At 64.9% G+C, this 24,524-nt stretch carries 19 protein-coding genes; 12 read left to right on the top strand and 7 right to left on the bottom strand.

Annotated features, from left to right (window positions below; translation table 11 throughout):
- The first annotated feature begins 17 nt into the window (after positions 1-17).
- Positions 18-1,214: a succinyldiaminopimelate transaminase gene (gene dapC, locus DFS21_RS08670; protein WP_110701875.1), complete on the top strand. Its 1,197-nt coding sequence runs from the start codon at positions 18-20 to the stop codon at positions 1,212-1,214.
- 33 nt (positions 1,215-1,247) lie between these two features.
- Here the strand turns inward: dapC and DFS21_RS08665 are convergent, their stop codons facing one another.
- On the bottom strand, positions 1,248-2,894 hold the full coding sequence (locus DFS21_RS08665) for a Na+/H+ antiporter (RefSeq protein WP_111532142.1): 1,647 nt from the start codon (positions 2,892-2,894) through the stop codon (positions 1,248-1,250).
- 278 nt (positions 2,895-3,172) lie between these two features.
- Here DFS21_RS08665 and DFS21_RS08660 point away from each other — a divergent pair, with 278 nt between their 5' ends.
- The 4 genes from DFS21_RS08660 (at position 3,173) to DFS21_RS08645 (ending at position 6,290) form a co-directional block, all read left to right on the top strand.
- Positions 3,173-3,520, top strand: a complete 348-nt coding sequence (locus DFS21_RS08660; RefSeq protein WP_046854389.1) for an ArsC family reductase — start codon at positions 3,173-3,175, stop codon at positions 3,518-3,520.
- 42 nt (positions 3,521-3,562) lie between these two features.
- On the top strand, positions 3,563-4,597 hold the full coding sequence (gene dapD, locus DFS21_RS08655) for a 2,3,4,5-tetrahydropyridine-2,6-dicarboxylate N-succinyltransferase (RefSeq protein ID WP_110701871.1): 1,035 nt from the start codon (positions 3,563-3,565) through the stop codon (positions 4,595-4,597).
- Between the two features lie 80 nt (positions 4,598-4,677).
- The gene (locus DFS21_RS08650) at positions 4,678-5,883 is read left to right on the top strand and encodes a cysteine desulfurase (protein ID WP_110701869.1); all 1,206 of its coding nucleotides are present in this window, start codon (positions 4,678-4,680) and stop codon (positions 5,881-5,883) included.
- Positions 5,880-6,290, top strand: coding sequence for a SufE family protein (locus DFS21_RS08645; protein ID WP_110701867.1), 411 nt, complete (start codon positions 5,880-5,882; stop codon positions 6,288-6,290). The genes DFS21_RS08650 and DFS21_RS08645 overlap by 4 nt, the downstream gene beginning before the upstream one ends.
- Before the next feature lie 19 nt (positions 6,291-6,309).
- On the opposite strand, the gene tcdA is transcribed toward DFS21_RS08645, so the two are convergent.
- A complete protein-coding gene (gene tcdA, locus DFS21_RS08640; protein WP_110701865.1) occupies positions 6,310-7,119 on the bottom strand; it encodes a tRNA cyclic N6-threonylcarbamoyladenosine(37) synthase TcdA in 810 nt (269 codons plus the stop codon).
- Positions 7,120-7,407: 288 nt separating this feature from the next.
- On the opposite strand from tcdA, the gene DFS21_RS08635 reads away from it, so the two are divergent.
- From DFS21_RS08635 to DFS21_RS08620, 4 genes are all read left to right on the top strand, one after another.
- Entirely contained in the window at positions 7,408-9,999 is a 2,592-nt protein-coding gene (locus tag DFS21_RS08635) for a glycosyltransferase (protein WP_111532141.1), read from the top strand.
- A gap of 115 nt (positions 10,000-10,114) precedes the next feature.
- Positions 10,115-11,266: a succinyl-diaminopimelate desuccinylase gene (gene dapE, locus DFS21_RS08630; protein ID WP_110701861.1), complete on the top strand. Its 1,152-nt coding sequence runs from the start codon at positions 10,115-10,117 to the stop codon at positions 11,264-11,266.
- Positions 11,266-12,078: a putative RNA methyltransferase gene (locus tag DFS21_RS08625; RefSeq protein WP_110701859.1), complete on the top strand. Its 813-nt coding sequence runs from the start codon at positions 11,266-11,268 to the stop codon at positions 12,076-12,078. The genes dapE and DFS21_RS08625 overlap by 1 nt, the downstream gene beginning before the upstream one ends.
- Positions 12,079-12,095: 17 nt before the next feature.
- Positions 12,096-12,473 carry a hypothetical protein gene (locus DFS21_RS08620; protein ID WP_102684040.1) on the top strand — a complete coding sequence of 126 codons (378 nt, stop codon included), beginning with the start codon at positions 12,096-12,098 and terminating at the stop codon, positions 12,471-12,473.
- 64 nt (positions 12,474-12,537) lie between these two features.
- Here DFS21_RS08620 and DFS21_RS08615 read toward each other — a convergent pair whose 3' ends face one another.
- Positions 12,538-12,747 (bottom strand): cold-shock protein, encoded by a 210-nt coding sequence (locus DFS21_RS08615; protein WP_011535295.1) that lies wholly within the window; start codon positions 12,745-12,747, stop codon positions 12,538-12,540.
- Between the two features lie 228 nt (positions 12,748-12,975).
- Between DFS21_RS08615 and plsB the strand changes: the two genes are divergently transcribed.
- The gene (gene plsB, locus DFS21_RS08610; RefSeq protein WP_110701857.1) at positions 12,976-15,465 is read left to right on the top strand and encodes a glycerol-3-phosphate 1-O-acyltransferase PlsB; all 2,490 of its coding nucleotides are present in this window, start codon (positions 12,976-12,978) and stop codon (positions 15,463-15,465) included.
- Positions 15,466-15,529: 64 nt separating this feature from the next.
- A complete protein-coding gene (locus DFS21_RS08605) occupies positions 15,530-16,216 on the top strand; it encodes a DUF4197 domain-containing protein (protein WP_023631317.1) in 687 nt (228 codons plus the stop codon).
- Positions 16,217-16,346: 130 nt separating this feature from the next.
- On the opposite strand, the gene DFS21_RS08600 is transcribed toward DFS21_RS08605, so the two are convergent.
- Complete coding sequence (locus DFS21_RS08600; RefSeq protein ID WP_110701855.1) at positions 16,347-19,412, bottom strand: efflux RND transporter permease subunit; 3,066 nt, start codon at positions 19,410-19,412, stop codon at positions 16,347-16,349.
- A gap of 6 nt (positions 19,413-19,418) precedes the next feature.
- Positions 19,419-20,519 (bottom strand): efflux RND transporter periplasmic adaptor subunit, encoded by a 1,101-nt coding sequence (locus DFS21_RS08595; RefSeq protein ID WP_111532140.1) that lies wholly within the window; start codon positions 20,517-20,519, stop codon positions 19,419-19,421.
- 172 nt (positions 20,520-20,691) lie between these two features.
- Between DFS21_RS08595 and DFS21_RS08590 the strand changes: the two genes are divergently transcribed.
- Entirely contained in the window at positions 20,692-21,333 is a 642-nt protein-coding gene (locus DFS21_RS08590) for a TetR/AcrR family transcriptional regulator (RefSeq protein ID WP_102690704.1), read from the top strand.
- A gap of 877 nt (positions 21,334-22,210) precedes the next feature.
- Here DFS21_RS08590 and recJ read toward each other — a convergent pair.
- Both recJ and DFS21_RS08580 read right to left on the bottom strand, forming a co-directional pair.
- Positions 22,211-23,920 (bottom strand): single-stranded-DNA-specific exonuclease RecJ, encoded by a 1,710-nt coding sequence (gene recJ, locus DFS21_RS08585; protein ID WP_110699748.1) that lies wholly within the window; start codon positions 23,918-23,920, stop codon positions 22,211-22,213.
- Positions 23,921-23,950: 30 nt separating this feature from the next.
- Entirely contained in the window at positions 23,951-24,493 is a 543-nt protein-coding gene (locus DFS21_RS08580; protein WP_110699750.1) for a YaeQ family protein, read from the bottom strand.
- Positions 24,494-24,524: the final 31 nt, after the last annotated feature.

Below are 24,524 nucleotides of genomic sequence, written 5' to 3'. Positions count from 1 at the left end.
AACGAGACCTTGCGCCGATGAACCACGCCCTGACCCAGCTCCAGCCCTACCCGTTCGAGAAACTGCGCGCCCTGCTGGGCACCGTGAAACCGGCAGCCGACAAGCGCGCCATCGCCTTGTCGATCGGTGAGCCGAAACATGAATCGCCGGCGTTCGTCGCCAGGGCCATGGCCGACAACCTCGACAAGCTGGCGGTTTACCCCAGCACCATCGGCCTCCCGGCCCTGCGCCAGGCCATCGGCCAGTGGTGCGAACGGCGCTTCGGCGTACCGACGGGCTGGCTTGACGCCGACCGTCATATCCTGCCGGTCAATGGCACCCGCGAAGCGCTGTTCGCCTTCACCCAGGCCGTGGTCAACCGCGCCGATAACGGTCTGGTGGTCAGCCCCAACCCGTTCTACCAAATCTACGAAGGTGCAGCCCTGCTGGCCGGCGCCACCCCACATTACCTGCCGTGCCTGGAAGACAACGGTTTCAACCCCGACTTCGACGCCGTGCCGGCCGAGATCTGGGAACGCTGCCAGATCCTGTTCCTGTGTTCCCCGGGCAACCCCACCGGCGCCCTGGTGCCGATGGACACCCTGAAGAAGCTGATCGCCCTCGCAGACAAGCACGACTTCGTGATCGCCGCCGACGAGTGCTACAGCGAGCTGTACTTCGACGAGGACGCGCCGCCACCGGGCCTGCTGAGCGCATGCGCTGCACTTGGTCGCAGTGACTTCAAGCGCTGCGTGGTGTTCCATAGCCTGTCCAAGCGCTCCAACCTGCCCGGCCTGCGTTCGGGCTTCGTGGCTGGCGACGCCGAGATCATCAAACCATTCCTGCTGTACCGTACCTATCACGGTTGCGCAATGCCGGTGCAAACCCAGCTGGCCAGCATCGCCGCCTGGCAAGACGAGGCCCACGTGCGCGAGAACCGCGACCAATACCGCGCCAAGTACGACGCGGTGCTCGACATCCTGCAGCCGGTAATGGATGTACAGCGCCCGGATGGCAGCTTCTACCTGTGGGCCAAGGTACCGGGCAGCGACGCAGAATTCACCCGCGACTTGTTCGAGGCAGAGCACGTCACTGTGGTGCCCGGGTCATACCTGTCCCGCGAGGTGAACGGCGTAAACCCAGGCGCCGGCCGCGTGCGCATGGCGCTGGTTGCTCCGCTGGCCGAGTGCATCGAGGCGGCCGAGAGGATTCGCGACTTCCTGCACAACCGTTGAGTTGCAAGGGGGCGCCCTGCGCCCCCTGCTTCACTAGCGAACCTGCCCCAGGTTCGCCTCGCTCATGTCCAATTCCCCCAGCACCTGTCGCACCACCTCATCACCCACTAGATGCTGGCGATGCAGCTCGTACAGTTCCAGGCGCTGAGCACGTAATGCCCGCAGACGCAGGCGACGCTCCAGCAGATCCATCTGCTCCGCCAGCGCACGGGCCTCGGCGGTGTCGTTGTAGCTGTCCAGTTCATCCCGGTATTCGGCCATCAGCCGCGCTTTCAGCTCGGTGGCCAGGGTGGCCTGGGCGGCGTCCTGGGGCGCATTGGCATCGATCACTTCCTCGGCTTCCAGGGCATGGATAGCCGCTTCGGCGGTGCGCCGCCAGGCCTCCTGCACCTCCTGGTGCAAGCGTTCGTCAGGGCTCTTGGTCACGCCACGCAGCAGGATCGGCAGGGCAATCACCGCGCTGACCAGCGACAGCAGGATCACCCCGGCGGCAATGAAGATCAGCAGGTCGCGCTCGGGGAAGGCTTTGCCCGCCCCCATCAGCAACGGCACCGACATCACGCCCGCCAGGGTCACCGCCCCGCGCACGCCGCCAAAGGTCAGCAGCCAGCAGGAGCGCGCGGTCGGCATCAGCACCAGCGCCGGCTTGCCGCGCCAGCGCCGCACCACGCCGATCGCCCGCCAGATGCTCTGCACCCAGACAAAACGCAGCAGCACCAGCGCGGCGAAGATCGCCACCACGTCCAGGCAGCGCCAGGCCAGGGTCGGCCACACCGTCGCCTCGTCGGTGACCACCGCCTTGATGATGTCCGGCAACTGCAGGCCGAGCAGCAGGAAGATCAGGCCATTGAAGGCGAACTCCAGCAACGACCAGACACTGCGATTGAGCAGGCGGGTGCTGGTCTGGCGCGGCAGCAGGTCGAGCCAGCTCTGCATCATGCCCGCGGCCACCGCCGAGAGGATGCCCGACACGCCCAGGCGCTCGGCCAGCACGTAGGCGGCGAACGGCAGCAGCAGCATGAACACCACGTGCGTGGCCGGATCGTCCCAGCCGTGGGTGATCATCCACATGCGCAGGCGCCCCACCAGCCAGCTCAGCGCCACGCCCACCGCCAGGCCGCCAAGGGCGACGAGCACGAAGGTCAGGCTGGCCTCGGTCAGCGAGAACACGCCGGTGATGGCGGCGGCCAGGGCGAACTTGAAGGTTACCAGGCCCGAGGCGTCGTTCATCAATGCCTCGCCTTGGAGCATGTGCATCAGGGGCGTGGGCAGGCGGTCCTGGGTGATGGCCGAGACCGCCACCGCATCGGTGGGCGACAGCACCGCCGCCAGGGCAAAGGCCACCGGCAGGGGAATGCTCGGCAGCAGCCAGTGGATGAAGTACCCGGCGCCGACCACGGTGAACAGCACCAGCCCCACGGCCAGAGCCACCACCGGCCCGCGGATACGCCACAGCTCGCGCTTGGGCATGCGCCAACCATCGGCGAACAGCAACGGCGGCAGGAACAGGAACAGGAACAACTCCGGGTCCAGCGCCACGTGCAGGCCCAGGGTTGGCCAGGCCAGCAAGGCACCCGCGCCAATCTGTACCAGCGGCAGCGGCAGCGGCAACACGCGCCCTACCAGTTTCGACACGCTCACCAGCATCAGCAGGATAAGAACGGTATAGGCTGACTGCATCGGCAAGCTTCCTGTGTGATCGGAGAAACGACAGCGAAACATCGCCATTGAAACAATATGTTAGCGAGGACCTTCTATTGTGGACCGCTGCACGTTAGTCGCAACCCACCGGCGAATATGTAACACAATGCTACTTGAGACGATGTGACATACATCCCCCCATTCCTTCGGGCCCGCAGCCGTGGCGCCAACCCCATTGATACCGCATAATCGCTGCCACCCAATCTTCAAGGAGTATCGGGGACGCCAGGCCACGGCCGGCAGCCCCAGGCATTTCAATGGCTTACACTCTCTACGGCATCAAAGCCTGCGACACCATGAAAAAGGCCCGTACCTGGCTTGAAGAAAAGGCCATTGGCTACGACTTCCACGACTACAAGACCCAGGGCATCGACCGCGACAGCCTGAACCGCTGGTGCGACGAGCATGGCTGGGAAGTCGTGCTGAACCGCGCCGGGACCACCTTCCGCAAGCTCGACGACGCCAGCAAGGCCGACCTCGACCAGGCCAAGGCCGTCGAACTGATGGTCGCCCAACCGTCGATGATCAAGCGCCCGGTGCTCGACCTCGGCGAGCGCACGCTGGTCGGCTTCAAGCCCGACCTGTACGCGGCGGCGCTGGCCTGATCACGCATTACGCTCCATCCCCTTTTCGCATGAGGTAATCGCATGTCTCAATCGCTGTTCAGCCTGGCCTTCGGCGTCGGCACCCAGAACCGCCAGGGCGCCTGGCTGGAAGTCTTCTACGCACAGCCTGTGCTCAAGCCGTCCGCCGAACTGGTCGCGGCCATCGCACCGGTCCTCGGTTATGAAGGGGGCAACCAGGCCATCGCCTTCAGCACTGCCCAGGCCGCCCAGCTGGCCGACGCGCTCAAGGGCGTCGACGCCGCCCAGGCCGCCCTGCTGACCCGCCTGGCCGAAAGCCACAAGCCGCTGGTCGCCACCCTGCTGGCCGAAGACGGCGCCCTGGCCTCCACCCCCGAGGCCTACCTCAAGCTGCACCTGCTATCGCACCGCCTGGTCAAGCCGCACGGTGTGTCGCTGGCCGGCATCTTCCCGCTGCTGCCCAACGTCGCATGGACCAACCAGGGCGCGGTCGACCTGGCGGAGCTTGCCGAGCGGCAACTGGAAGCGCGCCTGAAAGGCGAACTGCTGGAAGTATTCTCGGTGGACAAGTTCCCGAAGATGACCGACTACGTGGTGCCCGCCGGCGTGCGCATCGCCGACACCGCCCGTGTGCGCCTGGGCGCCTACATCGGCGAAGGCACCACCATCATGCACGAAGGCTTCGTCAACTTTAACGCCGGCACCGAAGGCCCGGGCATGATCGAAGGCCGCGTCTCCGCCGGCGTGTTCGTCGGCAAGGGCTCGGACCTGGGCGGCGGCTGCTCGACCATGGGCACCCTGTCCGGCGGTGGCAACATCGTCATCAAGGTCGGCGAAGGCTGCCTGATCGGCGCCAACGCCGGTATCGGCATCCCGCTGGGCGACCGCAACACCGTCGAAGCCGGCTTGTACATCACCGCCGGTACCAAGGTGAACCTGCTGGACGAGAACAACCAGCTGGTCAAGGTGGTCAAGGCACGCGATCTGGCCGGCCAGACCGACTTGCTGTTCCGCCGCAACTCGCTCAATGGCGCCGTGGAGTGCAAGACCCACAAGTCGGCCATCGAGCTGAACGAGGCATTGCACGCTCACAACTGAGGCTCTGCCTGGGTTTGAGGTGATAAGATCGGGTCTGCTCCTACGGGCAGACCCGATTTTTCATTCCAGGCCCCGCGAACATGTTCCAGCCCTCCCCCTGGCGTACCGATTTCCCGGCCATCGCCGCCCTGCAACGGCAGCACCAGACCTACCTGGACAGCGCCGCCACCACGCAGAAACCCCAGGCCCTGCTCGATGCCCTGAGCCATTACTACGGCCATGGCGCAGCCAACGTGCACCGCGCCCAGCATCTGCCGGGCGCCTTGGCGACACAGGCCTTCGAGGGCACACGGGACAAGGTCGCCGCCTGGCTCAATGCAGCCGATGCGCGCCAGATCGTATTCACCCACGGCGCTACCTCGGCTTTGAACCTGCTGGCCTATGGCCTGGAACATCGCTTCGAGGCAGGCGACGAAATCGCCGTCAGCGGCCTGGAGCACCACGCCAACCTGCTGCCCTGGCAACAACTGGCGCACCGCCACAACCTGCGACTGGTGGTCCTGCCGGTCACTGACCAGGGGCATGTCGACCTGGAGCAGGCCCTGCAACTGATCGGTCCGCGCACTCGCCTGCTGGCGATCAGCCAACTGTCCAACGTGCTGGGTACCTGGCAACCGCTGGCGCCTTTGCTGGCACATGCCCGCGCCCAGGGCGCGCTGAGCGTTGTCGATGGCGCCCAAGGCGTGGTTCATGGCCGGCATGACGTGCAGCAACTGGCGTGCGACTTCTATGTGTTCTCCAGCCACAAACTCTATGGTCCCGACGGGGTGGGCGTACTTTACGGCCGCCAGGATGCGCTGGCGTTGCTGCGTCACTGGCAGTACGGCGGAGAAATGGTGCAGATGGCGGACTACCAGAGCGCCAGTTTCCGCCCCGCGCCACTGGGTTTCGAAGCCGGCACCCCGCCGATTGCCGGGGTGATCGGCCTGGGCGCCACCCTGGACTACCTGGCCAGCCTCGACATACATGCCGTGGCCGCCCATGAAACCAGCCTGCACCAGTACCTGGTACGGGGCCTGACTGATCGCGAGGGAGTTCGCCTGCTCGGCTCGCCCGAGGCGGCACTGGCCAGTTTCGTCATCGATGGCGTGCACAACGCCGATATCGCCCACCTGCTGACCGAACAGGGCATCGCCGTGCGCGCCGGGCACCATTGCGCCATGCCACTGCTCAGGCACCTGGGGCTCGATGGCGCGATTCGCGTATCGCTGGGGCTGTACTCCGACAGTGACGACCTGCAGCGCTTCTTCGCGGCGCTCGACAAAGGCCTGGAGCTGTTGCGATGAACCTTTCGCCAGAGGCCAGCCAAGCGCTGGAAGCGTTCGAACAGGCGCGTGGCTGGGAGCAGCGGGCGCGGTTGCTGATGCAGTGGGGCGACCGCCTGGAACCGCTGGGTGACAACGACAAGACCGAAGCCAATCGGGTGCATGGCTGCGAGAGCCTGGTATGGCTGGTGGCTGTGCAGGACGACGGCCAGTGGCGGTTCAAGGCAGGCAGCGATGCGCGGATGCTGCGGGGGTTGCTGGCACTTCTTCTTGTGCGGGTACAAGGCTTGGCCAGCGATCAGCTGGAAGCGGTCGACCTGAGCGCCTGGTTTACCCAATTGGGGCTGGAGCGGCAGTTGTCACCGTCGCGCAGCAATGGGCTGCATGCGGTGCTACTCAGGATGGCCGAACTCGCCACCCAGGCCTGAATCACTACCCCGCGATAGCCTAATCAGCCTTGACCCGCTCCGAAGGGCGCCGCGCCCCGGTCACAAGCTTTTCAACGGCCTTGCTCGCCGCCACCATGCCGAAGGTCGCGGTCACCATCATCACCGCGCCGAAACCACCGGCGCAGTCCAGGCGTACGCCTTCACCGACAAAGCTCTTCTGCAGGCACACACTGCCGTCGCCCTTGGGGTAGCGCAGCTGTTCGCTGGAGAACACGCATGGCACGCCATAGTTGCGGCTGGTGTTGCGCGAGAAGTTGTAGTCGCGGCGCAAGGTCGAGCGCACCCGTGAAGCCAGCGGGTCGTTGAAGGTCTTGTTGAGATCGCCGACCTGGATCTGGGTCGGGTCGATCTGCCCACCGGCGCCACCGGTGGTGACGATGGCGATCTTGCGCCGGCGGCACCAGGCGATCAGCGCGGCCTTGGCCATCACGCTGTCGATGCAGTCGATCACGCAGTCCATCTGCTCGGTGATGTACTCGGCCATGGTCTCGCGAGTGACGAAATCGGCCACCGCGTGCACCGTGCAGGCCGGGTTGATCGCCCGCAGACGCTCGGCCATCACCTCGACCTTGAGGCGGCCCACCTGCCCTTCGAGGGCGTGGGCCTGACGGTTGGTGTTGCTCACGCAGACATCGTCGAGGTCGAACAGACTGATCTCGCCCACGCCACTGCGCGCCAGGGCCTCGGCTGCCCACGAGCCGACCCCGCCGATACCGACGATGGCCACATGGGCCTGGCGCAGGCGCTGCAGGCCGTCGTCGCCATAGAGCCGGGCGACGCCGGCGAAGCGTGGATCTTCTGTGCTCATGTGGGGACCTCGAAAAAACCGGCGCGCATTATATGCCAAGGCATGCGCTCCAGGGGGAGCACAGCGCGTGAACACGCCGCAAGGGCGTGGCAGAGCGGCCCGGGGTTGGAACAAAACCTACCGAGCCTGCTTTAATGTCCTATCAAGCAAATATATCTGGACGACAAGCGAACGGCCTCAGAACTACATTCCTTGTCGATAATCCAACAGATTACCTTCTCCGGCACTTGTAGGACCCACGGCCTGCGACAGCGACCCTCGCTCCCCTCTTCGGAACCTCGAACACCTATGTCATCACGTAAATTCGGTCTCAACCTGGTGGTGGTCCTGGCGATCGCCGCGCTGTTCACCGGGTTCTGGGCCTTGATCAACCGCCCGGTTTCCGCCCCCGCCTGGCCGGAACAGATCTCTGGGTTTTCCTATTCGCCCTTCCGCCTGGGGCAAAGCCCGCAGAAAGGCCAGTACCCCAGTGAGGACGAGATCCGCCAGGACCTCGAGCAACTGAACAAGCTGACCGACAACGTGCGCATCTACACCGTTGAAGGCACCCAGGCCGAGGTACCGCGCCTGGCCGAAGAGCTCGGCCTGCGCGTGACCTTGGGCATCTGGATCAGCAACGACCAGGAGCGCAACGAGCGCGAGATCGAAAAGGCCATCGGCCTGGCCAATACCTCGCGCAGCGTGGTGCGGGTGGTGGTCGGCAACGAAGCGTTGTTTCGCGAGGAAGTCACCGCCGAACAGTTGATCGGTTACCTCGACCGGGTGCGCGCCGCGGTGAAGGTGCCGGTGACCACCAGCGAGCAGTGGCACATCTGGAAGGAACACCCGGAGCTGGCGAAACACGTCGACCTGATCGCCGCGCACATCCTGCCCTATTGGGAATTCGTGCCCATGAAGGACTCGGTGCAGTTCGTCCTCGACCGTGCCCGCGAGCTGCGCAAGCAGTTCCCACGCAAGCCTCTGCTGCTCTCGGAGGTCGGCTGGCCAAGCAATGGCCGCATGCGCGGCGGCGCCGACGCCACCCAGGCCGACCAGGCCATCTACCTGCGTACCCTGGTCAACACCCTCAACCGCCGTGGCTACAACTACTTCGTCATCGAAGCCTATGACCAGCCATGGAAGGCCAGCGACGAAGGCTCGGTGGGCGCCTACTGGGGCGTGTACAACGCCGAGCGCCAGCAGAAGTTCAACTTCGAGGGGCCGATCGTGGCGATCCCGCAATGGCGCGCCTTGGCCGTGGCCTCGGTGGTGCTGGCGATGATCGCCCTGGCCGTCCTGCTGATCGACGGCTCGGCCCTGCGCCAGCGTGGGCGTACCTTCCTCACCTTCATCACCTTCCTGTGCGGGTCGGTGCTGGTATGGATCGCCTACGACTACAGCCAGCAGTACAGCACCTGGTTCAGCCTCACCGTGGGTGTGCTGCTGGCGCTCGGTGCCCTCGGCGTTTTCATCGTGCTGCTGACCGAGGCCCACGAACTGGCCGAGGCGGTGTGGATCCACAAACGCCGACGCGAATTCCTGCCCGTGCAGGGCGACAGCGCCTATCGGCCCAAAGTCTCGGTGCATGTGCCGTGCTACAACGAGCCGCCGGAGATGGTCAAGCAGACCCTAGACGCCCTCGCCGCGCTGGACTACCCGGATTACGAAGTGCTGGTGATCGACAACAACACCAAGGATCCGGCCGTTTGGGAGCCGCTCAAGGCCCACTGCGAGAAACTCGGCGAGCGCTTCAAGTTCTTCCACGTCGCGCCCCTGGCCGGCTTCAAGGGCGGCGCCCTGAACTACCTGATCCCGCACACCGCCAAGGACGCCGAGGTGATCGCGGTGATCGACTCGGACTACTGCGTCGACCGTAATTGGCTAAAACACATGGTGCCGCACTTCGCCGACCCGAAGATCGCCGTGGTGCAGTCGCCGCAGGACTACCGCGACCAGCACGAGAGCGCGTTCAAGAAGCTGTGCTACAGCGAGTACAAGGGCTTCTTCCATATCGGCATGGTCACCCGCAACGACCGTGACGCGATCATCCAGCACGGCACCATGACCATGACCAGGCGCAGCGTGCTCGAGGAGCTCGGCTGGGCCGAGTGGTGCATCTGCGAAGATGCCGAACTGGGCCTGCGGGTATTCGAGAAAGGCCTGTCGGCGGCCTACGCCCACAACAGCTACGGCAAAGGCCTGATGCCCGACACCTTCATCGACTTCAAGAAGCAGCGCTTCCGCTGGGCCTACGGCGCCATCCAGATCATCAAGCACCATGCCGGCGCCCTGCTGCGCGGCAAGGGCAGCGAGCTGACCCGCGGCCAGCGCTACCACTTCCTGGCCGGCTGGCTGCCATGGATCGCCGATGGCATGAACATCTTCTTCACCGTCGGCGCGCTGCTGTGGTCGGCGGCGATGATCATCGTGCCGCATCGGGTCGATCCGCCGCTGATGATGTTCGCCATCCCGCCGCTGGCGCTGTTCTTCTTCAAGGTCGGCAAGATCCTGTTCCTCTATCGCCGCGCGGTGGGTGTCGACCTGAAGGACGCCTTCGCCGCCGCCCTGGCAGGGCTGGCGCTGTCGCATACCATCGCCAAGGCGGTGCTGTACGGTTTCTTCACCAGCAGCATGCCGTTCTTCCGCACGCCAAAGAATGCTGATAGCCATGGGCTGCTGGTGGCGATTGCCGAGGCCCGCGAAGAGCTGTTCATCATGCTGATGCTGTGGGGCGCGGCGCTAGGGATCTATCTGGTTCAGGGGCTGCCGAGTTCGGACATGCGCTTCTGGGTGGCGATGCTGCTGGTGCAGTCGTTGCCATACCTGGCGGCGTTGGTGATGGCGCTGCTGTCGTCGCTGCCCAAGCCGGCGGACAAGGTCAGCGAAGCACAAGTCGTTTGATGCGGCGTGGGAGCGGCGGTACGCCGCTCCCGCCAAGCACATCGTGTCCGCAGACATCATTTGATATAAGATAACGCCCCAGTTTCCCGCCCTGCCTTGCCCCCGGAGTCTTGCAATGACGGCCCCAGCCGAGCTTTCGCCTACCCTGCAACTGGCCTGTGACCTGATCCGCCGCCCGTCGGTCACCCCGGTCGATGCCGACTGCCAGACCCAGATGATGAACCGCCTGGGCGCCGTCGGCTTCCAGCTCGAGCCGATGCGCATCGAAGACGTAGACAACTTCTGGGCCAGCCATGGCACCCAGGAAGGCCCGGTGCTGTGCTTCGCCGGCCACACCGACGTGGTGCCCACCGGCCCGGTGCAGCAGTGGCAGCATGAACCATTCGAGGCGCTGATCGATGCCGACGGCATGCTCTGCGGCCGCGGCGCCGCCGACATGAAGGGCAGCCTGGCGTCGATGGTGGTGGCCAGCGAGCGCTTCGTGCAGGACTACCCGAACCACCGCGGCAAAGTCGCCTTCCTGATCACCAGCGATGAGGAAGGCCCGGCCCACCACGGCACCAAGGCTGTAGTCGAGCGCCTGAAGGCGCGCAACGAGCGCCTGGACTGGTGCATCGTCGGCGAGCCGTCCAGCACCACCCTGCTCGGTGACGTGGTCAAGAATGGCCGTCGCGGCTCGCTCGGCGCCAAGCTGACCGTGCGCGGCAAGCAGGGCCACGTGGCCTACCCGCACTTGGCGCGCAACCCTATCCACCTGGCCGCGCCGGCCCTGGCGGAACTTGCGGCCGAGCACTGGGACGAAGGCAATGCGTTCTTCCCGCCGACCAGCTTCCAGATTTCCAACCTCAACTCCGGCACTGGTGCCACCAACGTGGTACCGGGCGAGCTGACCGCGCTGTTCAACTTCCGTTTCTCCACCGAATCGACGGTCGAGGGCCTGCAGCAACGCGTCGCGACGATCCTCGACAAGCACCAGCTGGAATGGAGCATCGATTGGGCGCTCTCGGGCCTGCCGTTCCTCACCGAGCCGGGCGAACTGCTCGATGCGGTGTCGTCGAGCATCAAGGCCGTCACTGGCCGCGAGACCCGACCATCGACCAGTGGCGGTACCTCCGATGGCCGTTTCATCGCCACCATGGGTACCCAGGTGGTCGAGCTCGGCCCGGTCAACGCCACCATCCACCAGGTGGACGAGCGTATCCTGGCCAGCGACCTCGACCTGCTGACCGAGATCTACTATCAGACCCTGGTACGGTTGCTCGCCTGATGCTCGCCTGCCCTCTCTGCCAGGCGCCCCTGGCGCAGCTCGACAACGGCGTGGCCTGCCCCGCCGGCCACCGCTTCGACCGCGCCCGCCAGGGCTACCTGAACCTGCTGCCGGTGCAACACAAGAACAGCCGCGACCCGGGTGACAACCAAGCCATGGTCGAAGCCCGTCGTGACTTCCTCGACGCCGGGCACTACGCCCCGGTGGCGAGTCGCCTGGCGCAACTGGCTGCCGAGCGCCAGCCGCAGGCCTGGCTGGACATCGGCTGCGGCGAAGGCTACTACACCGCGCAGATTGCCCAGGCGCTGCCTGCGGCCGACGGCTACGCCCTGGACATCTCCCGCGAAGCGGTGAAGCGCGCCTGCCGCCGAGCCCCTGAAATGACCTGGATGGTGGCCAGCATGGCCCGCGTCCCCATGGCCGATGCCAGCTGTGGCTTCATCGCCAGCGTGTTCAGCCCGCTCGACTGGCAGGAGGCCAGGCGCCTGCTCGCCCCGGGCGGCGGGCTGATGCGGGTCGGCCCGACCAGCGGTCACCTGATGGAGCTGCGCGAGGTGCTCTACGATGAAGTGCGTCCCTACGCCGACGACAAGCACCTTGCCCTGGTCCCTGAAGGCATGACCCACGCCCACAGCGAGGTCCTCGAGTTCCGCCTGAGCCTGGTCGAGGCCAAGGCCCGCGCCGATCTGCTGGCGATGACCCCGCACGGCTGGCGGGCCAGCGCCGAGAAGCGCGCACAAGTGATCGACCAACCCGAACCTTTCGTGGTCACCGTTTCCATGCGTTATGACTATTTCGTGCGCCAAGACTGAGCACACTGGAGCCTCCCATGCGTCAACCCGATATCGAGATCTACCTCAAGGACGCCGAGGTCGATCATAAGCAGATCGCCGACTGGCTTACCCAAGCCCTGGGCCCGTGCAGCGAATGGAAGCAGAAAGGCCAGACCTTCAAGTGCACAGCCGGTAACATCCCGGTTACCTGGTTGCCAAAGGCTGTGGGGAAATGGAACAGCCTGTACCTGGAAAGTGACCAGACCCCCTGGGTCGACGACATCGCCTGCGCGCGTGCGGCATTCGCCGCGCTGAACGTCGAAGTGCGTTGCGCGCCAGGTAGCTGGGCGGAAGAAGACGGGGAAGAAGATGCCGATCGCTGGATCCGCATCAGCGCCGACGGTGAAGAGGAAATCACCTGGCGTACCAGCTGAGGCCGTTCGCATCAGGCTGCAAGTTCCACGGACAACTTGCAGCTTGAGCGTGCAGCCGGAAGACTCAGAGCCCGACTACATCCTCTGCCTGCAGGCCTTTCTGGCCCTGCACGAGTGCGTACTCCACCTGCTGTCCCTCGACCAGGGTGCGATGCCCCTCACCGCGGATAGCCCGATAGTGGACGAACACGTCCGCACCACCTTCGCGCTGAATGAAGCCATAACCCTTGGCATCGTTGAACCACTTCACATTCCCAGTCTCACGAGACGACATCTGAACTACTCCGGATTTTTATTTTGAAGATCGCCTTGCTGGCATGGGCTCACCGCCCGTGCCGACGCAGCTTGCGCGAATATCCTGCAAGCGGCAGGCCGAGTATATGACAGGGAACAAAAAAAATTCATGACAGGGTCATTTTTGGCGGAATTTTGCTGAACTTACGCAGATACGGCAGACTAACGTGCTGAAAAGACACTGCAACTTCCACCCAGGGCCCACCCCATGACCCGTTCTCCCCTGCGCCGCCTCATCTTCGGCGCCCTGCGTCGCGTTCTCTACCTGTGGGTGCGCTCCGAAACCATCAACCAGTCCTCGCTGACACTCAAGCTCGACCGCAGCCGACCGGTGTTCTACGCCCTCTCCTCGCCTTCGCTGACCGACCTGGCCGTGGTTGACCACGAATGCACCAAGGCAGGGCTGCCACGCCCGGTGCTGCCGGTGGCCGTCGGCCCCTTGCAGGAGCCCGCGGCGTTCTTCTACCTGACCCCCGACCCCGACTGGCTCGGCCGCCAGGACAAGCGTGGCGCGCCGCCCACCCTCGAACGCCTGGTCGCGGCGATCAGCCAGCACGCCGAGGAAGACGCGCAGATCATTCCGGTCAGCGTGTTCTGGGGCCAGACCCCGGCCAGCGAGTCGAGCCCGTGGAAACTGCTGTTCGCCGACAGCTGGGCGGTCACCGGCCGCCTGCGCCGGCTGCTCAGCGTGCTGATCCTCGGGCGCAAGACCCGGGTGCAGTTCTCCGCGCCAATCCACCTGCGCGAGCTGGTGCAGCACAACAAGGGCCACGAGCGCACCGTGCGCATGGCCCAACGCATGATGCGCGTGCATTTTCGCAACCTGAAGACCGCGGTCATCGGGCCAGACATCTCGCACCGTCGCAACCTGGTCAAAGGGCTGGTGCACGACCCGTTGGTGCGCCAGGCGATCAGCGACGAGGCCGACCGCGAGAAAATCCCCTACGCCAAGGCCGAGGCCAAGGCGCTGCACTATGGCAATGAGATCGCCTCGGACTATACCTACACCGCGATCCGCTTCCTTGAAGTGGTGCTGAGCTGGTTCTGGAACAAGATCTACGACGGCATCAAGGTAAACCACATCGAGCAGGTGCAGGGCATCGCCCCCGGCCACGAAGTGATCTACGTGCCCTGCCACCGCAGCCACATCGACTACCTGCTGCTGTCCTACCTGCTGTTCCGCAACGGCCTGACGCCGCCGCACATCGCTGCCGGCATCAACCTCAACATGCCGGTGATCGGCGGCCTGCTGCGCCGCGGCGGGGCGTTCTTCATGCGCCGCACGTTCAAGGGCAACCCGCTGTACACCGCCGTGTTCAACGAGTACCTGCACACCCTGTTCACCAAGGGCTTCCCGGTGGAGTACTTCGTCGAAGGCGGGCGCTCGCGCACCGGGCGCATGCTGCAGCCGCGCACCGGCATGCTGGCGATCACCCTGCGCAGCTTCCTGCGCTCCTCGCGCACGCCGATCGTCTTCGTGCCGGTGTACATCGGCTACGAGCGGGTGCTCGAAGGCCGCACCTACCTGGGCGAGCTGCGCGGCGCCAGCAAGAAGAAGGAATCGATCTTCGACATCTTCAAGGTCATCGGCGCGCTCAAGCAGCGCTTCGGCCAGGTGTACGTCAACTTCGGCGAGCCGATCCGCCTGAACAGCTTCCTCGACCAGCAGCAACCCGGCTGGCGCGAACAGGCGCTGGGCCCGCAGTTCCGCCCGGACTGGCTCAACGAAACCACCACCCGCCTGGGCGAAACGGTTGCCCGCCACCTCAACGAGGCTGCGGCAATCAACCCGGTCAACCTGGTGGCGCTGGCCCTGTTGTCGACCAGCCGCCTGGCCCTGGACGAACGAGCCCTGACCCGCGTGCTCGACCTGTACCTGGCCCTGCTGCGTCAGGTGCCCTACTCGCCGCACACCACCCTGCCCGAGGGTGACGGCAAGGCACTTATCGAGCACGTACTGGGCATGGACCTGCTGGCCGAGCAGAAGGATGCGCTGGGTCGCATCCTCTACCTGGACGAAGCCAACGCGGTACTGATGACCTACTACCGCAACAACGTACTGCACATCTTCGCCCTGCCGGGGCTGCTGGCGAGCTTCTTCCTCAGCAGCTCGCGCATGAGCCGCGAACTGCTGGGCCAGTACGTGCGAGCGCTGTATCCGTACCTGCAGGCCGAACTGTTCCTGCGCTGGACGCCCGAGCAACTGGACGAGGTGATCGACCAGTGGCTGGCGGCGCTGGTCGAACAGGGGCTGCTGCGCAAGGAGCACGACATCTACATGCGCCCCGCGCCCAGCTCGCGGCAGTTCGTGCTGCTGACGCTGCTGGCACGCACCATCACCCAGACCCTGCAGCGCTTCTACATGGCCACTTCGCTGCTGCTCAACAGCGGCCAGCACACGCTGAGCGCCGAGGAACTGGAGGAGCTGTGCGTGATGATGGCCCAGCGCCTGTCGATCCTGCATGGCTTGAATGCGCCCGAGTTCTTCGACAAGACCCTGTTCCGCCACTTCATCCAGACGCTGGTACGCGAAGGGGTCTTGCGACCCGACAGCACCGGTAAGCTGGGCTACCACGACAAGCTCGCCGAACTGGCCGAAGGCGTGGCCAAGCGCGTGCTATCGGCGGAGCTGCGCCTGTCGATCCGCCAGGTGGCCTTGCACCGCGATGAAACACCGGACCCTGCGGCGACTGCCTGACTGGCCCGGTCCCGGACTAAACGATACGCTGAACCTGCTCCATTCTGCCCATAAGGAAAGCCCCATGATCCGCTCCTCCCTGCGCTTCACCACTCTGTGCGCCGGCCTGCTGTTGTCGGCCAGCGCCCTGGCCCTGTCGCTCGGCGACCTGTCCCAGAGCGACGCCTCCGGCGGCCTGAAGGACGCCCTTACCCAAGGCGCGCAGATCGCCGTCAAGCAGCTGAGCACCCCCGGCGGCTTCAGCAACAACCCGGATGTGCGCATCGAGCTGCCGGGCAACCTCGGCAAAGCGGCCAAGGCCATGAAGATGTTCGGTAAGGGCGACCAGGTCGATGCCCTGGAAACCAGCATGAACAAGGCCGCCGAGGCTGCCGTGCCGCAAGCCCAGGCGATCCTGGTGGACGCGGTGAAGAAGATGACCGTGACCGATGCCAAGGGCATCCTCAGCGGCGGCCAGGATTCGGCCACCCAGTACCTGAACAAGAGTAGCCGCGAGCAGATCCGCGCCAAGTTCCTGCCGATCGTCAAGCAGGCCACCGACAAGGTCGGCCTGGCCCAGCAGTACAACAGCTTTGCCGGGCAGGCCAAGGGCCTTGGCCTGATCAAGGATGACGCCAATATCGAGAACTATGTGACCGAGAAGGCGCTGGACGGCTTGTTCGAGATGATCGGCAAGCAGGAAGAAAGCATTCGCCAGAACCCGGCCGGTGCGGCCACCAGCCTGGCCAAGAAGGTGTTCGGCGCGCTGTGATGTCGAGCTGAAAACCAGTGGGGCTGCTGTGCAGCCCTATCGCTGGCAAGCCAGCTCCCACAAGTACTGCGCAACGCGTGTGGGAGCCGGCTTGCCGGCGATAGGAGGGCAAAGCCCTCCCGCTCGTTCCTCAGTTTTTCTTGACCCTGAACCACGCCGCATACAGCGCCGGCAGGAACAGCAGGGTCAGCACCGTGGCGACGATCAACCCACCCATGATCGCCACCGCCATCGGCCCGTAGAACACACTCCTCGACAACGGAATCATCGCCAGCACCGCCGCCAGCGCAGTCAGCACGATCGGCCGGAAGCGCCGCACCGTGGCCTCGATGATCGCCTGCCAACGCTCCATCCCCGCAGCGATGTCCTGTTCGATCTGGTCCACCAGGATCACCGAGTTGCGCATGATCATGCCGGCCAGGGCGATGGTCCCGAGCATGGCGACGAACCCGAACGGCTGGCGGAACACCAGCAGGAACAGGGTCACGCCGATCAGCCCGAGGGGCGCGGTGAGGAACACCATGAACATCCGCGAGAAACTGCGCAGCTGGATCATCAGCAGGCTCAGCACCACCACGATGAACAGCGGCATGCCGGCGTTCACCGAACGCTGGCCACGCTCGGAGTCTTCCACCGTGCCGCCCACTTCGAGCAAGTAGCCATCAGGCAGCTCGTCCTTGATCTGCGCCAACGTCGGCTGGATCTGCTTGATCAAGGTCGCCGGCTGTTCCTTGTCGTAGATATCGGCGCGCACGGTGACCGTGGGCAGGCGGTTGCGGTGCCAGATGATGCCTTCCTCGAAGCCGTACTCAAGGGTCGCCACCTGCGACAGGGCCACGCTCTGGCCGTTGTCGGTGGGCACCGCCAGGCTGCCCAGGTTGCCCAGCTCACGGCGCTCCTCTGGCGTACCGCGCAGGAGAATCTCGATCAGCTCGTTGTCTTCGCGGTACTGGCTGACGTTGCTGCCGGTCAGCGAACTCTGCAGGAAGCTCGACAGGTGCGCGGTGCTCACGCCCAGCGCCCGGGCACGGTCCTGGTCGATATCCAGGTACACCGCCTTGCTCGGTTCTTCCCAGTCCAGGTGCACGTTGACCACGTGCGGGTTCTCACGCACCTTGGCCGCCACCTCGCGGGCCAGGGCGCGAACCTTCTCGATGTGTTCGCCGGTGACCCGGAACTGCACCGGATAGCCTACGGGCGGGCCGTTTTCCAGGCGCGTGACCCGCGAACGCAGGTCGGGGAACTGCTGGTCCAGGGTGCCGATCAGCCAGCTGCGCAGGCGTTCACGGTCCTCCAGCGACTTGGCCAGCACCACGAACTGGGCAAAGCTCGCCGCAGGCAGTTGCTGGTCCAGCGGCAGGTAGAAACGCGGGGAACCGGTGCCGACATAGGCGACGTAGTTGGCGATACCGTCCTGCTGCTTGAGCAGCGCCTCCAGTTGCTTGACCCGCTCGGCGGTGTTGTTCAGCGAAGCGCCTTCGGTCAGCTTCAGATCGACCATCAGCTCCGGCCGCCCGGAAGCCGGGAAGAACTGCTGCGGCACGAAGCGGAACAACAGGATGCTGCCGACGAACGCGGCGATGGTCAGCACGATCACGGTCTTGCGCCGCCGCACGCACCACTCCACCACGCGCCGGACACGCTGGTAGAACGGCGTCGCATAGGGGTCGGGGGCATGCCCGTCGGCGCCGTGGCGAGCAGCGTGGAGCTTGGCCAGGTCCGGCAGCAGGCGCTCGCCCAGGTAAGGCACGAACACCACCGCCGCCACCCAGGAGGTGAGCAAGGCAATGGTCACCACCTGGAAGATCGAACGGGTGTATTCCCCTGTGCTCGACGCCGCCGTGGCGATCGGCAGGAAACCCGCCGCAGTGATCAGGGTGCCGGTGAGCATCGGGAACGCCGTACTGGTCCAGGCGTAGCTCGCGGCCTTGAGCCGGTCGTAGCCCTGTTCCATCTTGATCGCCATCATCTCCACCGCGATGATCGCGTCGTCGACCAGCAGGCCCAGGGCCAGCACCAGCGCCCCCAGCGAGATCTTGTGCAGGCCGATGCCGAAGTAGTGCATAGCGGCGAAGGTCATGGCCAGCACCAGCGGGATCGCCAGCGCCACCACCAGGCCGGTGCGCAGGCCCAGCGAGAAAAAACTCACCAGCAGGACGATGGCCAGGGCCTCGACCAGCACCTGCACGAACTCACCGACCCCGGCCTTCACCGCCGCCGGCTGGTCGGACACCTTGCGCAGCTCCATGCCCGCCGGCAGGCTCTGCGCCAGGCGGGCGAACTCGCCTTCCAGGGCCTTGCCAAGCACCAGGATGTCGCCGCCGTCCTTCATCGACACCGCCAGCCCGATGGCGTCCTCGCCCATGAAGCGCATGCGCGGCGCGGGTGGATCGTTGAAACCGCGCTGCACCTCGGCGACGTCACCGATGCGGAAGGTGCGATCACCAATGCGGATAGGGAACTGGCGAATCTGCTCGACGCTGTCGAAGCGCCCGCTGACTCGCAGTTGCAGGCGCTCGCTGGGGGTTTCGAAGAAGCCCGCGGTACTCACCGCGTTCTGTTCGCGCAGCGCCTGCTGCACGGCGGCGAGCGGCACCCCTAGGGTAGCCAGCTTGACGTTGGACAGTTCGATCCAGATCTTCTCGTCCTGCAGGCCGATGAGCTCCACCTTGCCCACGTCCTTGACGCGCTGCAGCTGGATCTGGATACGGTCGGCGTAGTCCTTGAGCACCGCATAGTCGAAGCCGGCGCCGGTCAGGGCGTAGATATTGCCGAAGGTGGTGCCGAACTCGTCGTTGAAGAATGGCCCCTGCGCCTCGGGGGGCAGGGTGTGCTTGATGTCCGCGACCTTCTTGCGGATCTGGTACCACAGCTCGGGGATATCCTTGGAATGCATCGCGTCACGGGCCATGAACGTGACCTGGGACTCACCGGGTCGGGAGAACGAGACGATCTTCTCGTACTCGCCGGTCTCCATCAGTTTCTTCTCGATACGCTCGGTGACCTGGCGCGACACCTCCTCGGCGGTCGCGCCAGGCCACAGGGTACGGATGACCATGGCCTTGAAGGTGAAGGGTGGATCCTCGCTCTGCCCCAGCTTGGTGTAGGACATGGCGCCTACGGCCGCCAACAGGATCATCAGGAACAACACGATCTGGCGATTGCGCAGCGCCCAGGCGGAAAGGTTGAAACCCATCGGGACTTACTCCTTGGCCGCCAGGTTCACTTCACGGTTGCTGCGGTCAACAGGCCGCACCTGTTGCCCCTCGCGCAGCACATGGCCACCGGCGGCAACCACCCAGTCGCCAGCGTCCAGGCCTTCGAGCACCGGCACGCTGTCCGCGCCATAGGCACCCAGACGCACGGCGGCGCGCTGCAGGCGGTTGTCCTTGCCAACCCGCCAGACATAGGCCTGCCCCGCCTCGGCGGTCACTGCCGACAGCGGGACTGCCAGCGGCGAACGTTCGGCATGATCGATGAACACTCGCGCGCTCTGGCCCAGCTCGGCAGGGGTGGCGTTGGAGATAAAGGCGATGCGCGCGGCGAAGGTGCGCGAACGCGGGTCCGCCGCCGGGGAAAGCTCGCGGATCCGGCCTTCGAAACGCCGGTTCGGGTGCGACCACAGTTCCACGCTGACTGTCTGCCCGACAGCAAAGCGGGCGAACTGTTGCTCCGGCAGGCCTATGACCACTTCGCGCTCACCATCGGCAGCCAGCGTGAACACAGTCTGCCCCGCCGCCACCACCTGGCCCACCTCGACCTGACGCTTGGCGATCACGCCGGCCTGGGGCGCGCGCAACACGGCGTACTCGGCCTGGTTGCCCGCCACTTCGTACTCGGCCTTGGCCTGCTTCAGGCGGGCCATGCCGGCGCGGTAAAGGTTCTCGGCATTGTCGAACTGGGAATGGCTGACCATCTGCCGATCCAGCAGTTTCTGGTAGCGGTCGCGCTCGGCGCGCACCAGCGCCAGGTTGGCTTCGGCCGCGGCCAGCTGGGCGCGGTTAGCCTCCAGTTGCAGACGCACGTCCTGCGGGTCGAGTTCGGCCAGCGGCTGCTCGGCCTTGACCCGCTGCCCCTCCTCCACCAGGCGTTTGCTGACCTTGCCTCCGATGCGGAACGCCAGTTCAGGCTCGAAGCGCGCCCGCACCTCGCCCGGGTAACTGTCGGCGGATGCGCCGGCCGGCTGGGGTTGGACCACCAGCGCCGGGCGCGGTGCGGCAGGTGGCGCGGCCTCCTGGCCGCAGGCGGTGAGCAGCAGCACGGCAACGGCCGGCAGGGCGAGGGACAACGCACGACGCAACATGATGAATGACCTTTGGCAGAGGGCGCATCGAATATTTATACTGGCGAGTATATTAAGTCAGCGAATCGGGTCGGGGAAGCAGGCGCTTCAGAGAAAATCGATATTTAGTGGTGCGACGTACGCTGCAGCCGACCGCCCCCGGACCCGGTAAGATGTGCCCCTTTCACAGAGAATGCGGTCCCTCATGTCCAACGACGCACCCATCGGCCCCGGCCGGCCCAAGGACCTGGCCAAGCGCGAGGCCATCCTCGAAGCCGCCAAGCGCCTGTTTCTCAGCCTTGGCTATGCCAACACCAGCATGGATGCGGTCGCTGCGGCGGCAGGTGTTTCAAAACTCACCGTGTACAGCCATTTCACCGACAAGCAGACCCTGTTCGGCGCGGCGGTCATGGCCACCTGCCAGAACCAGTTGCCCGACCTGATGTTCGAGTATCCCGAAGGCGCGGCGGTGGAAGATGTGCTGCTGAACATTGCCCGTGGTTTCCAGGCTTTGATCAGCAGTGACGAGGCCGTCAAGCTGAGTCGCCTGATCTTTGCCCTGGGTAGCCAGGATCCGGGGTTTGGCCAGTATTTCTATGCGGCGGGGCCCAAGCGGGTGATGAGCGGGATGGAGGCGTTGCTGCGTTGTGTCGACCAGCGCGGGCTGTTGCGGATCGATAACCCGTGGCAGGCGGCGGAGCATTTCTTCTGCCTGGTGAAGGGGGCGCCGGATTATCGGTTGCTGCTGGGGTGCTCGCCGGCGCTGGAGGGGGATGAGGCTGAGGCGCATGTGCGGGAGGCGGTGGGGGTTTTTATTCGGGCGTTTCGGGGGTAAGGGTTCGGGTTCGGGTTCTGGGCGATTGTTTTGTTTTTTGTGAGCGCATTCGTAGAAGATGTCGACATTTAGTCACCTTTCCGCCCTTACGGCGGCCGACTTTTGTCGTGGCAAAAGTCGGCAAAACCGTTCGGCTCCGTTCATACGGCCCCTACGCTTCGCTACGGGGTTCCCTCGCTCCGTTCTTGCTCCCGTGGGTACCGCGCTGTACGCCCCATCCTGGGGCGCAGCGCTCGACGGCCATCCATGGCCGTCGCCCCACTACGCAAGAACTCCACTCGGCCTCCTGAAGTCGCAATTTGTGTCGCCTGAACTATCGCGCACTTAGAAGCAAGATCAAGAGCAGATCAAGAGCAGATCAAGAGCAGATCAAGAGCAGATATGTTGGTTTTGTTAGTGGCTGTTATGTTGTTCTTCATTACGCTATCGCGGGGCAAGCCCGCCCCCACGTTGAATCACGTAGTCAAACTATGGTGGGAGCGGGCTTGCCCCGCGATGTTGATCTAGAGTTCCCATGACGGCAACTAGCGACTAGCTGCGTTAGTGCAGGCGCCGCCCGTAACTTCGCGACTTCAGGAGGCCGAACGGAGGTCTTGCGGAGGGAGGTGACGGGCATGGATGCCCGTCAAGCGCTGCGCCCCAGGATGGGGCGTTCAGCGCGGTCCTCCCGGGAGCAAGGCCGGAGTGAGGGAACCCGGAGCGAAGCGGAGGGCCGGATGAATGGAGCGCAACGGCTTTGCTTACTTTGGCCAAGACCAAAGTAAGCCGCCGTAAGGGCGGAAAGGTGACTATGCGTCGCCATCGCAAATGAATGCGCATACAACTTCAATACAGCCAAAAAACCAAAACCCCAAAACCCCAGCAATTCAAAAAAAGATCACCGCGCTTCCATATGCGCAATCATCAACTGCACACTCTCATTCCCCCGAAACTCATTCACATCCAACTTGTAAGCCAACTCCACCCACCGCACTGTAGGATTCGGCCAGACCTCCCGGTCAATCCCAAAGGCAATCCCATCCAACCGCACCGCCCCACACTCGCTCTTGAGCACCACCTTCAGATGCCGCTCCCCAACGACCCGCTGCTCGACCAACTGGAACACCCCGTGGAACAACGGCTCGGGAAAGTGCTGCCCCCAGGGCCCGGCATTGCGCAATGCCCGCGCCAAATCCAGGTGAAACTCCTCGACCGCCAACGTGCCATCCGACAACAACCGCCCAGTCAGGTCTTCCTCACGCAACTGCCGCCGTACCTCGTCGTCGAACGCCTCGGCAAACGCGGGGAAGTTCTCGGCCGGCAAGGACAGCCCCGCCGCCATGGCATGCCCGCCAAACTTGCTGATCAAGCTCGGATGCCGCGCCGCCACGGCGTCCAGCGCATCACGGATATGGAACCCCGGCACCGAACGCGCCGAGCCCTTCAACACCCCTTCCCCCGCATCGGCAAAGGCGATGGTCGGGCGGTGATAACGCTCTTTCAGGCGCGAGGCGAGGATGCCGATCACCCCCTGGTGCCAGTCGGCGTCGAACAGGCACAAGCCATAAGGCATGGACTCGACCGGCAGGTCCTTGAGCTGGGCCAGGGCCTCGCGCTGCATGCCCTGCTCGATGGACTTGCGATCCTGGTTCAGGCCATCCAGTTGCTGGGCCATGTCCAGCGCCAGGGCCGCGTCTTCGCACAACAGGCATTCGATGCCCAGGCTCATGTCGTCCAGGCGCCCCGCCGCATTGAGCCGAGGGCCAAGGATGAAGCCAAGGTCGGTGGAAGTGATGCGCTTGTGGTCACGCCGCGCCACTTCGAGGATGGCCTTGAGCCCCGGGCGGGCGCGACCGGCGCGAATTCGCTCCAGCCCCTGATGCACCAGGATGCGGTTGTTGGCATCCAGCGGCACCACGTCGGCGACGCTGCCCAGCGCCACCAGGTCAAGCAACTCGCCGATGTTCGGCTGCGGCTGCGTTTCGTAGCGCCCCAGGCTGCGCAACCGCGCACGCAGGGCCATCAGCACGTAGAAGATCACGCCGACACCGGCCAGTGACTTGCTGGGGAACGCACAACCCGGCTGGTTGGGATTGACGATGGCATCGGCGGCCGGCAACTGCTCACCCGGCAGGTGGTGGTCGGTGACCAGCACCTTGAGCCCGGCGGCCTTGGCTGCGGCCACGCCATCGACGCTGGAAATACCGTTGTCCACAGTGATCAGCAATTGCGGCTGGCGCTCGAGCGCGACCGCGACGATCTCCGGGGTCAGGCCATAGCCATATTCGAAGCGGTTGGGCACCAGGTAGTCGACATGGGCAGCGCCCAGCAGACGCAAACCCAGCACCCCCACCGTGCTGGCGGTGGCGCCGTCGGCGTCGAAATCACCAACGATGAGAATGCGCTGGCGCTGGTCAAGCGCCTCGACCAGCAGGTCCACCGCCGCCTCGATACCCTTGAGCTGCTGGAAAGGCAGCAGGCGCGCCAGGCTCTTGTCCAGCTCAACCTCGGACTGCACACCACGGGCGGCATAGAGACGGGTCAGCAGGGGTGGCAGGTTGCCCAACAATGGCAGGGGCGACGGCAGAGAACGGGGTTCGATACGCATGGGGTCTTCGATAATCCGGTGAGAGTCAGGTCAGCCGCGCTCGCCGAGCAGCCACTGCAACTGCACTTCGTGCTGGCCGCGGTCATCGGTGACGAACACCGTGCCTTCGCTGATCATCACATCCCACTTGATGGTACGCGGCATATCGGTGGCGAGGACTTCCAGCACCTCCTGCGGCACGGCGGCAATGCTCAGGTTCTTCAGGCCCTTGACCGCGCCAAGCACCTTGGTCTCCCACACCCGCAAGCTGCCGTAGGCCAGCAGGCTGGTGCGCTCGGTACGCCGCGAGCACCAGGTCAGGCGGTCGGCGTCGGGCTGGCCGACTTCAATCCAATGCAGGATGCGATCGTCCAGGCTCTTTTCCCACAGTGCCGCCTCATCGACGTCCGACAGGCCGCGCCCGAAGGACAGCTGCTCGTTGTACCAAAGGGCATAGCCCAGCAGGCGCACGGCCATGCGCTCTTCGGTTTCCGAAGGGTGGCGGGCGATGGTCTGGCGAACATTCTCGTACACGCCGCGGTCGAGGTCGGTCAGATTCAGTTCGAACTTGTAGGTGGTGGACGGCTGGGCCATGGGCGATAGGCTTCTTGCGGGGGAAAGTCGC

The sequence above is a fragment of the Pseudomonas sp. 2848 genome, assembly GCF_003253945.1.
Lineage (GTDB): Bacteria > Pseudomonadota > Gammaproteobacteria > Pseudomonadales > Pseudomonadaceae > Aquipseudomonas.
Note: the sequence above shows the minus strand (reverse complement) of the source record. Positions and strands in the feature narration are given on the sequence as shown.

Excerpts from the sequence above, each read along its gene's own strand:
- dapC (WP_110701875.1), top strand. The coding sequence starts at position 18 with ATGAACCACGCCCTGACCCAGCTCCAGCCCTACCCGTTCGAGAAACTG.
- DFS21_RS08665 (WP_111532142.1), bottom strand. The coding sequence starts at position 2,894 with ATGCAGTCAGCCTATACCGTTCTTATCCTGCTGATGCTGGTGAGCGTG.
- DFS21_RS08660 (WP_046854389.1), top strand. The coding sequence starts at position 3,173 with ATGGCTTACACTCTCTACGGCATCAAAGCCTGCGACACCATGAAAAAG.
- dapD (WP_110701871.1), top strand. The coding sequence starts at position 3,563 with ATGTCTCAATCGCTGTTCAGCCTGGCCTTCGGCGTCGGCACCCAGAAC.
- DFS21_RS08650 (WP_110701869.1), top strand. The coding sequence starts at position 4,678 with ATGTTCCAGCCCTCCCCCTGGCGTACCGATTTCCCGGCCATCGCCGCC.
- DFS21_RS08645 (WP_110701867.1), top strand. The coding sequence starts at position 5,880 with ATGAACCTTTCGCCAGAGGCCAGCCAAGCGCTGGAAGCGTTCGAACAG.
- tcdA (WP_110701865.1), bottom strand. The coding sequence starts at position 7,119 with ATGAGCACAGAAGATCCACGCTTCGCCGGCGTCGCCCGGCTCTATGGC.
- DFS21_RS08635 (WP_111532141.1), top strand. The coding sequence starts at position 7,408 with ATGTCATCACGTAAATTCGGTCTCAACCTGGTGGTGGTCCTGGCGATC.
- dapE (WP_110701861.1), top strand. The coding sequence starts at position 10,115 with ATGACGGCCCCAGCCGAGCTTTCGCCTACCCTGCAACTGGCCTGTGAC.
- DFS21_RS08625 (WP_110701859.1), top strand. The coding sequence starts at position 11,266 with ATGCTCGCCTGCCCTCTCTGCCAGGCGCCCCTGGCGCAGCTCGACAAC.
- DFS21_RS08620 (WP_102684040.1), top strand. The coding sequence starts at position 12,096 with ATGCGTCAACCCGATATCGAGATCTACCTCAAGGACGCCGAGGTCGAT.
- DFS21_RS08615 (WP_011535295.1), bottom strand. The coding sequence starts at position 12,747 with ATGTCGTCTCGTGAGACTGGGAATGTGAAGTGGTTCAACGATGCCAAG.
- plsB (WP_110701857.1), top strand. The coding sequence starts at position 12,976 with ATGACCCGTTCTCCCCTGCGCCGCCTCATCTTCGGCGCCCTGCGTCGC.
- DFS21_RS08605 (WP_023631317.1), top strand. The coding sequence starts at position 15,530 with ATGATCCGCTCCTCCCTGCGCTTCACCACTCTGTGCGCCGGCCTGCTG.
- DFS21_RS08600 (WP_110701855.1), bottom strand. The coding sequence starts at position 19,412 with ATGGGTTTCAACCTTTCCGCCTGGGCGCTGCGCAATCGCCAGATCGTG.
- DFS21_RS08595 (WP_111532140.1), bottom strand. The coding sequence starts at position 20,519 with ATGTTGCGTCGTGCGTTGTCCCTCGCCCTGCCGGCCGTTGCCGTGCTG.
- DFS21_RS08590 (WP_102690704.1), top strand. The coding sequence starts at position 20,692 with ATGCGGTCCCTCATGTCCAACGACGCACCCATCGGCCCCGGCCGGCCC.
- recJ (WP_110699748.1), bottom strand. The coding sequence starts at position 23,920 with ATGCGTATCGAACCCCGTTCTCTGCCGTCGCCCCTGCCATTGTTGGGC.
- DFS21_RS08580 (WP_110699750.1), bottom strand. The coding sequence starts at position 24,493 with ATGGCCCAGCCGTCCACCACCTACAAGTTCGAACTGAATCTGACCGAC.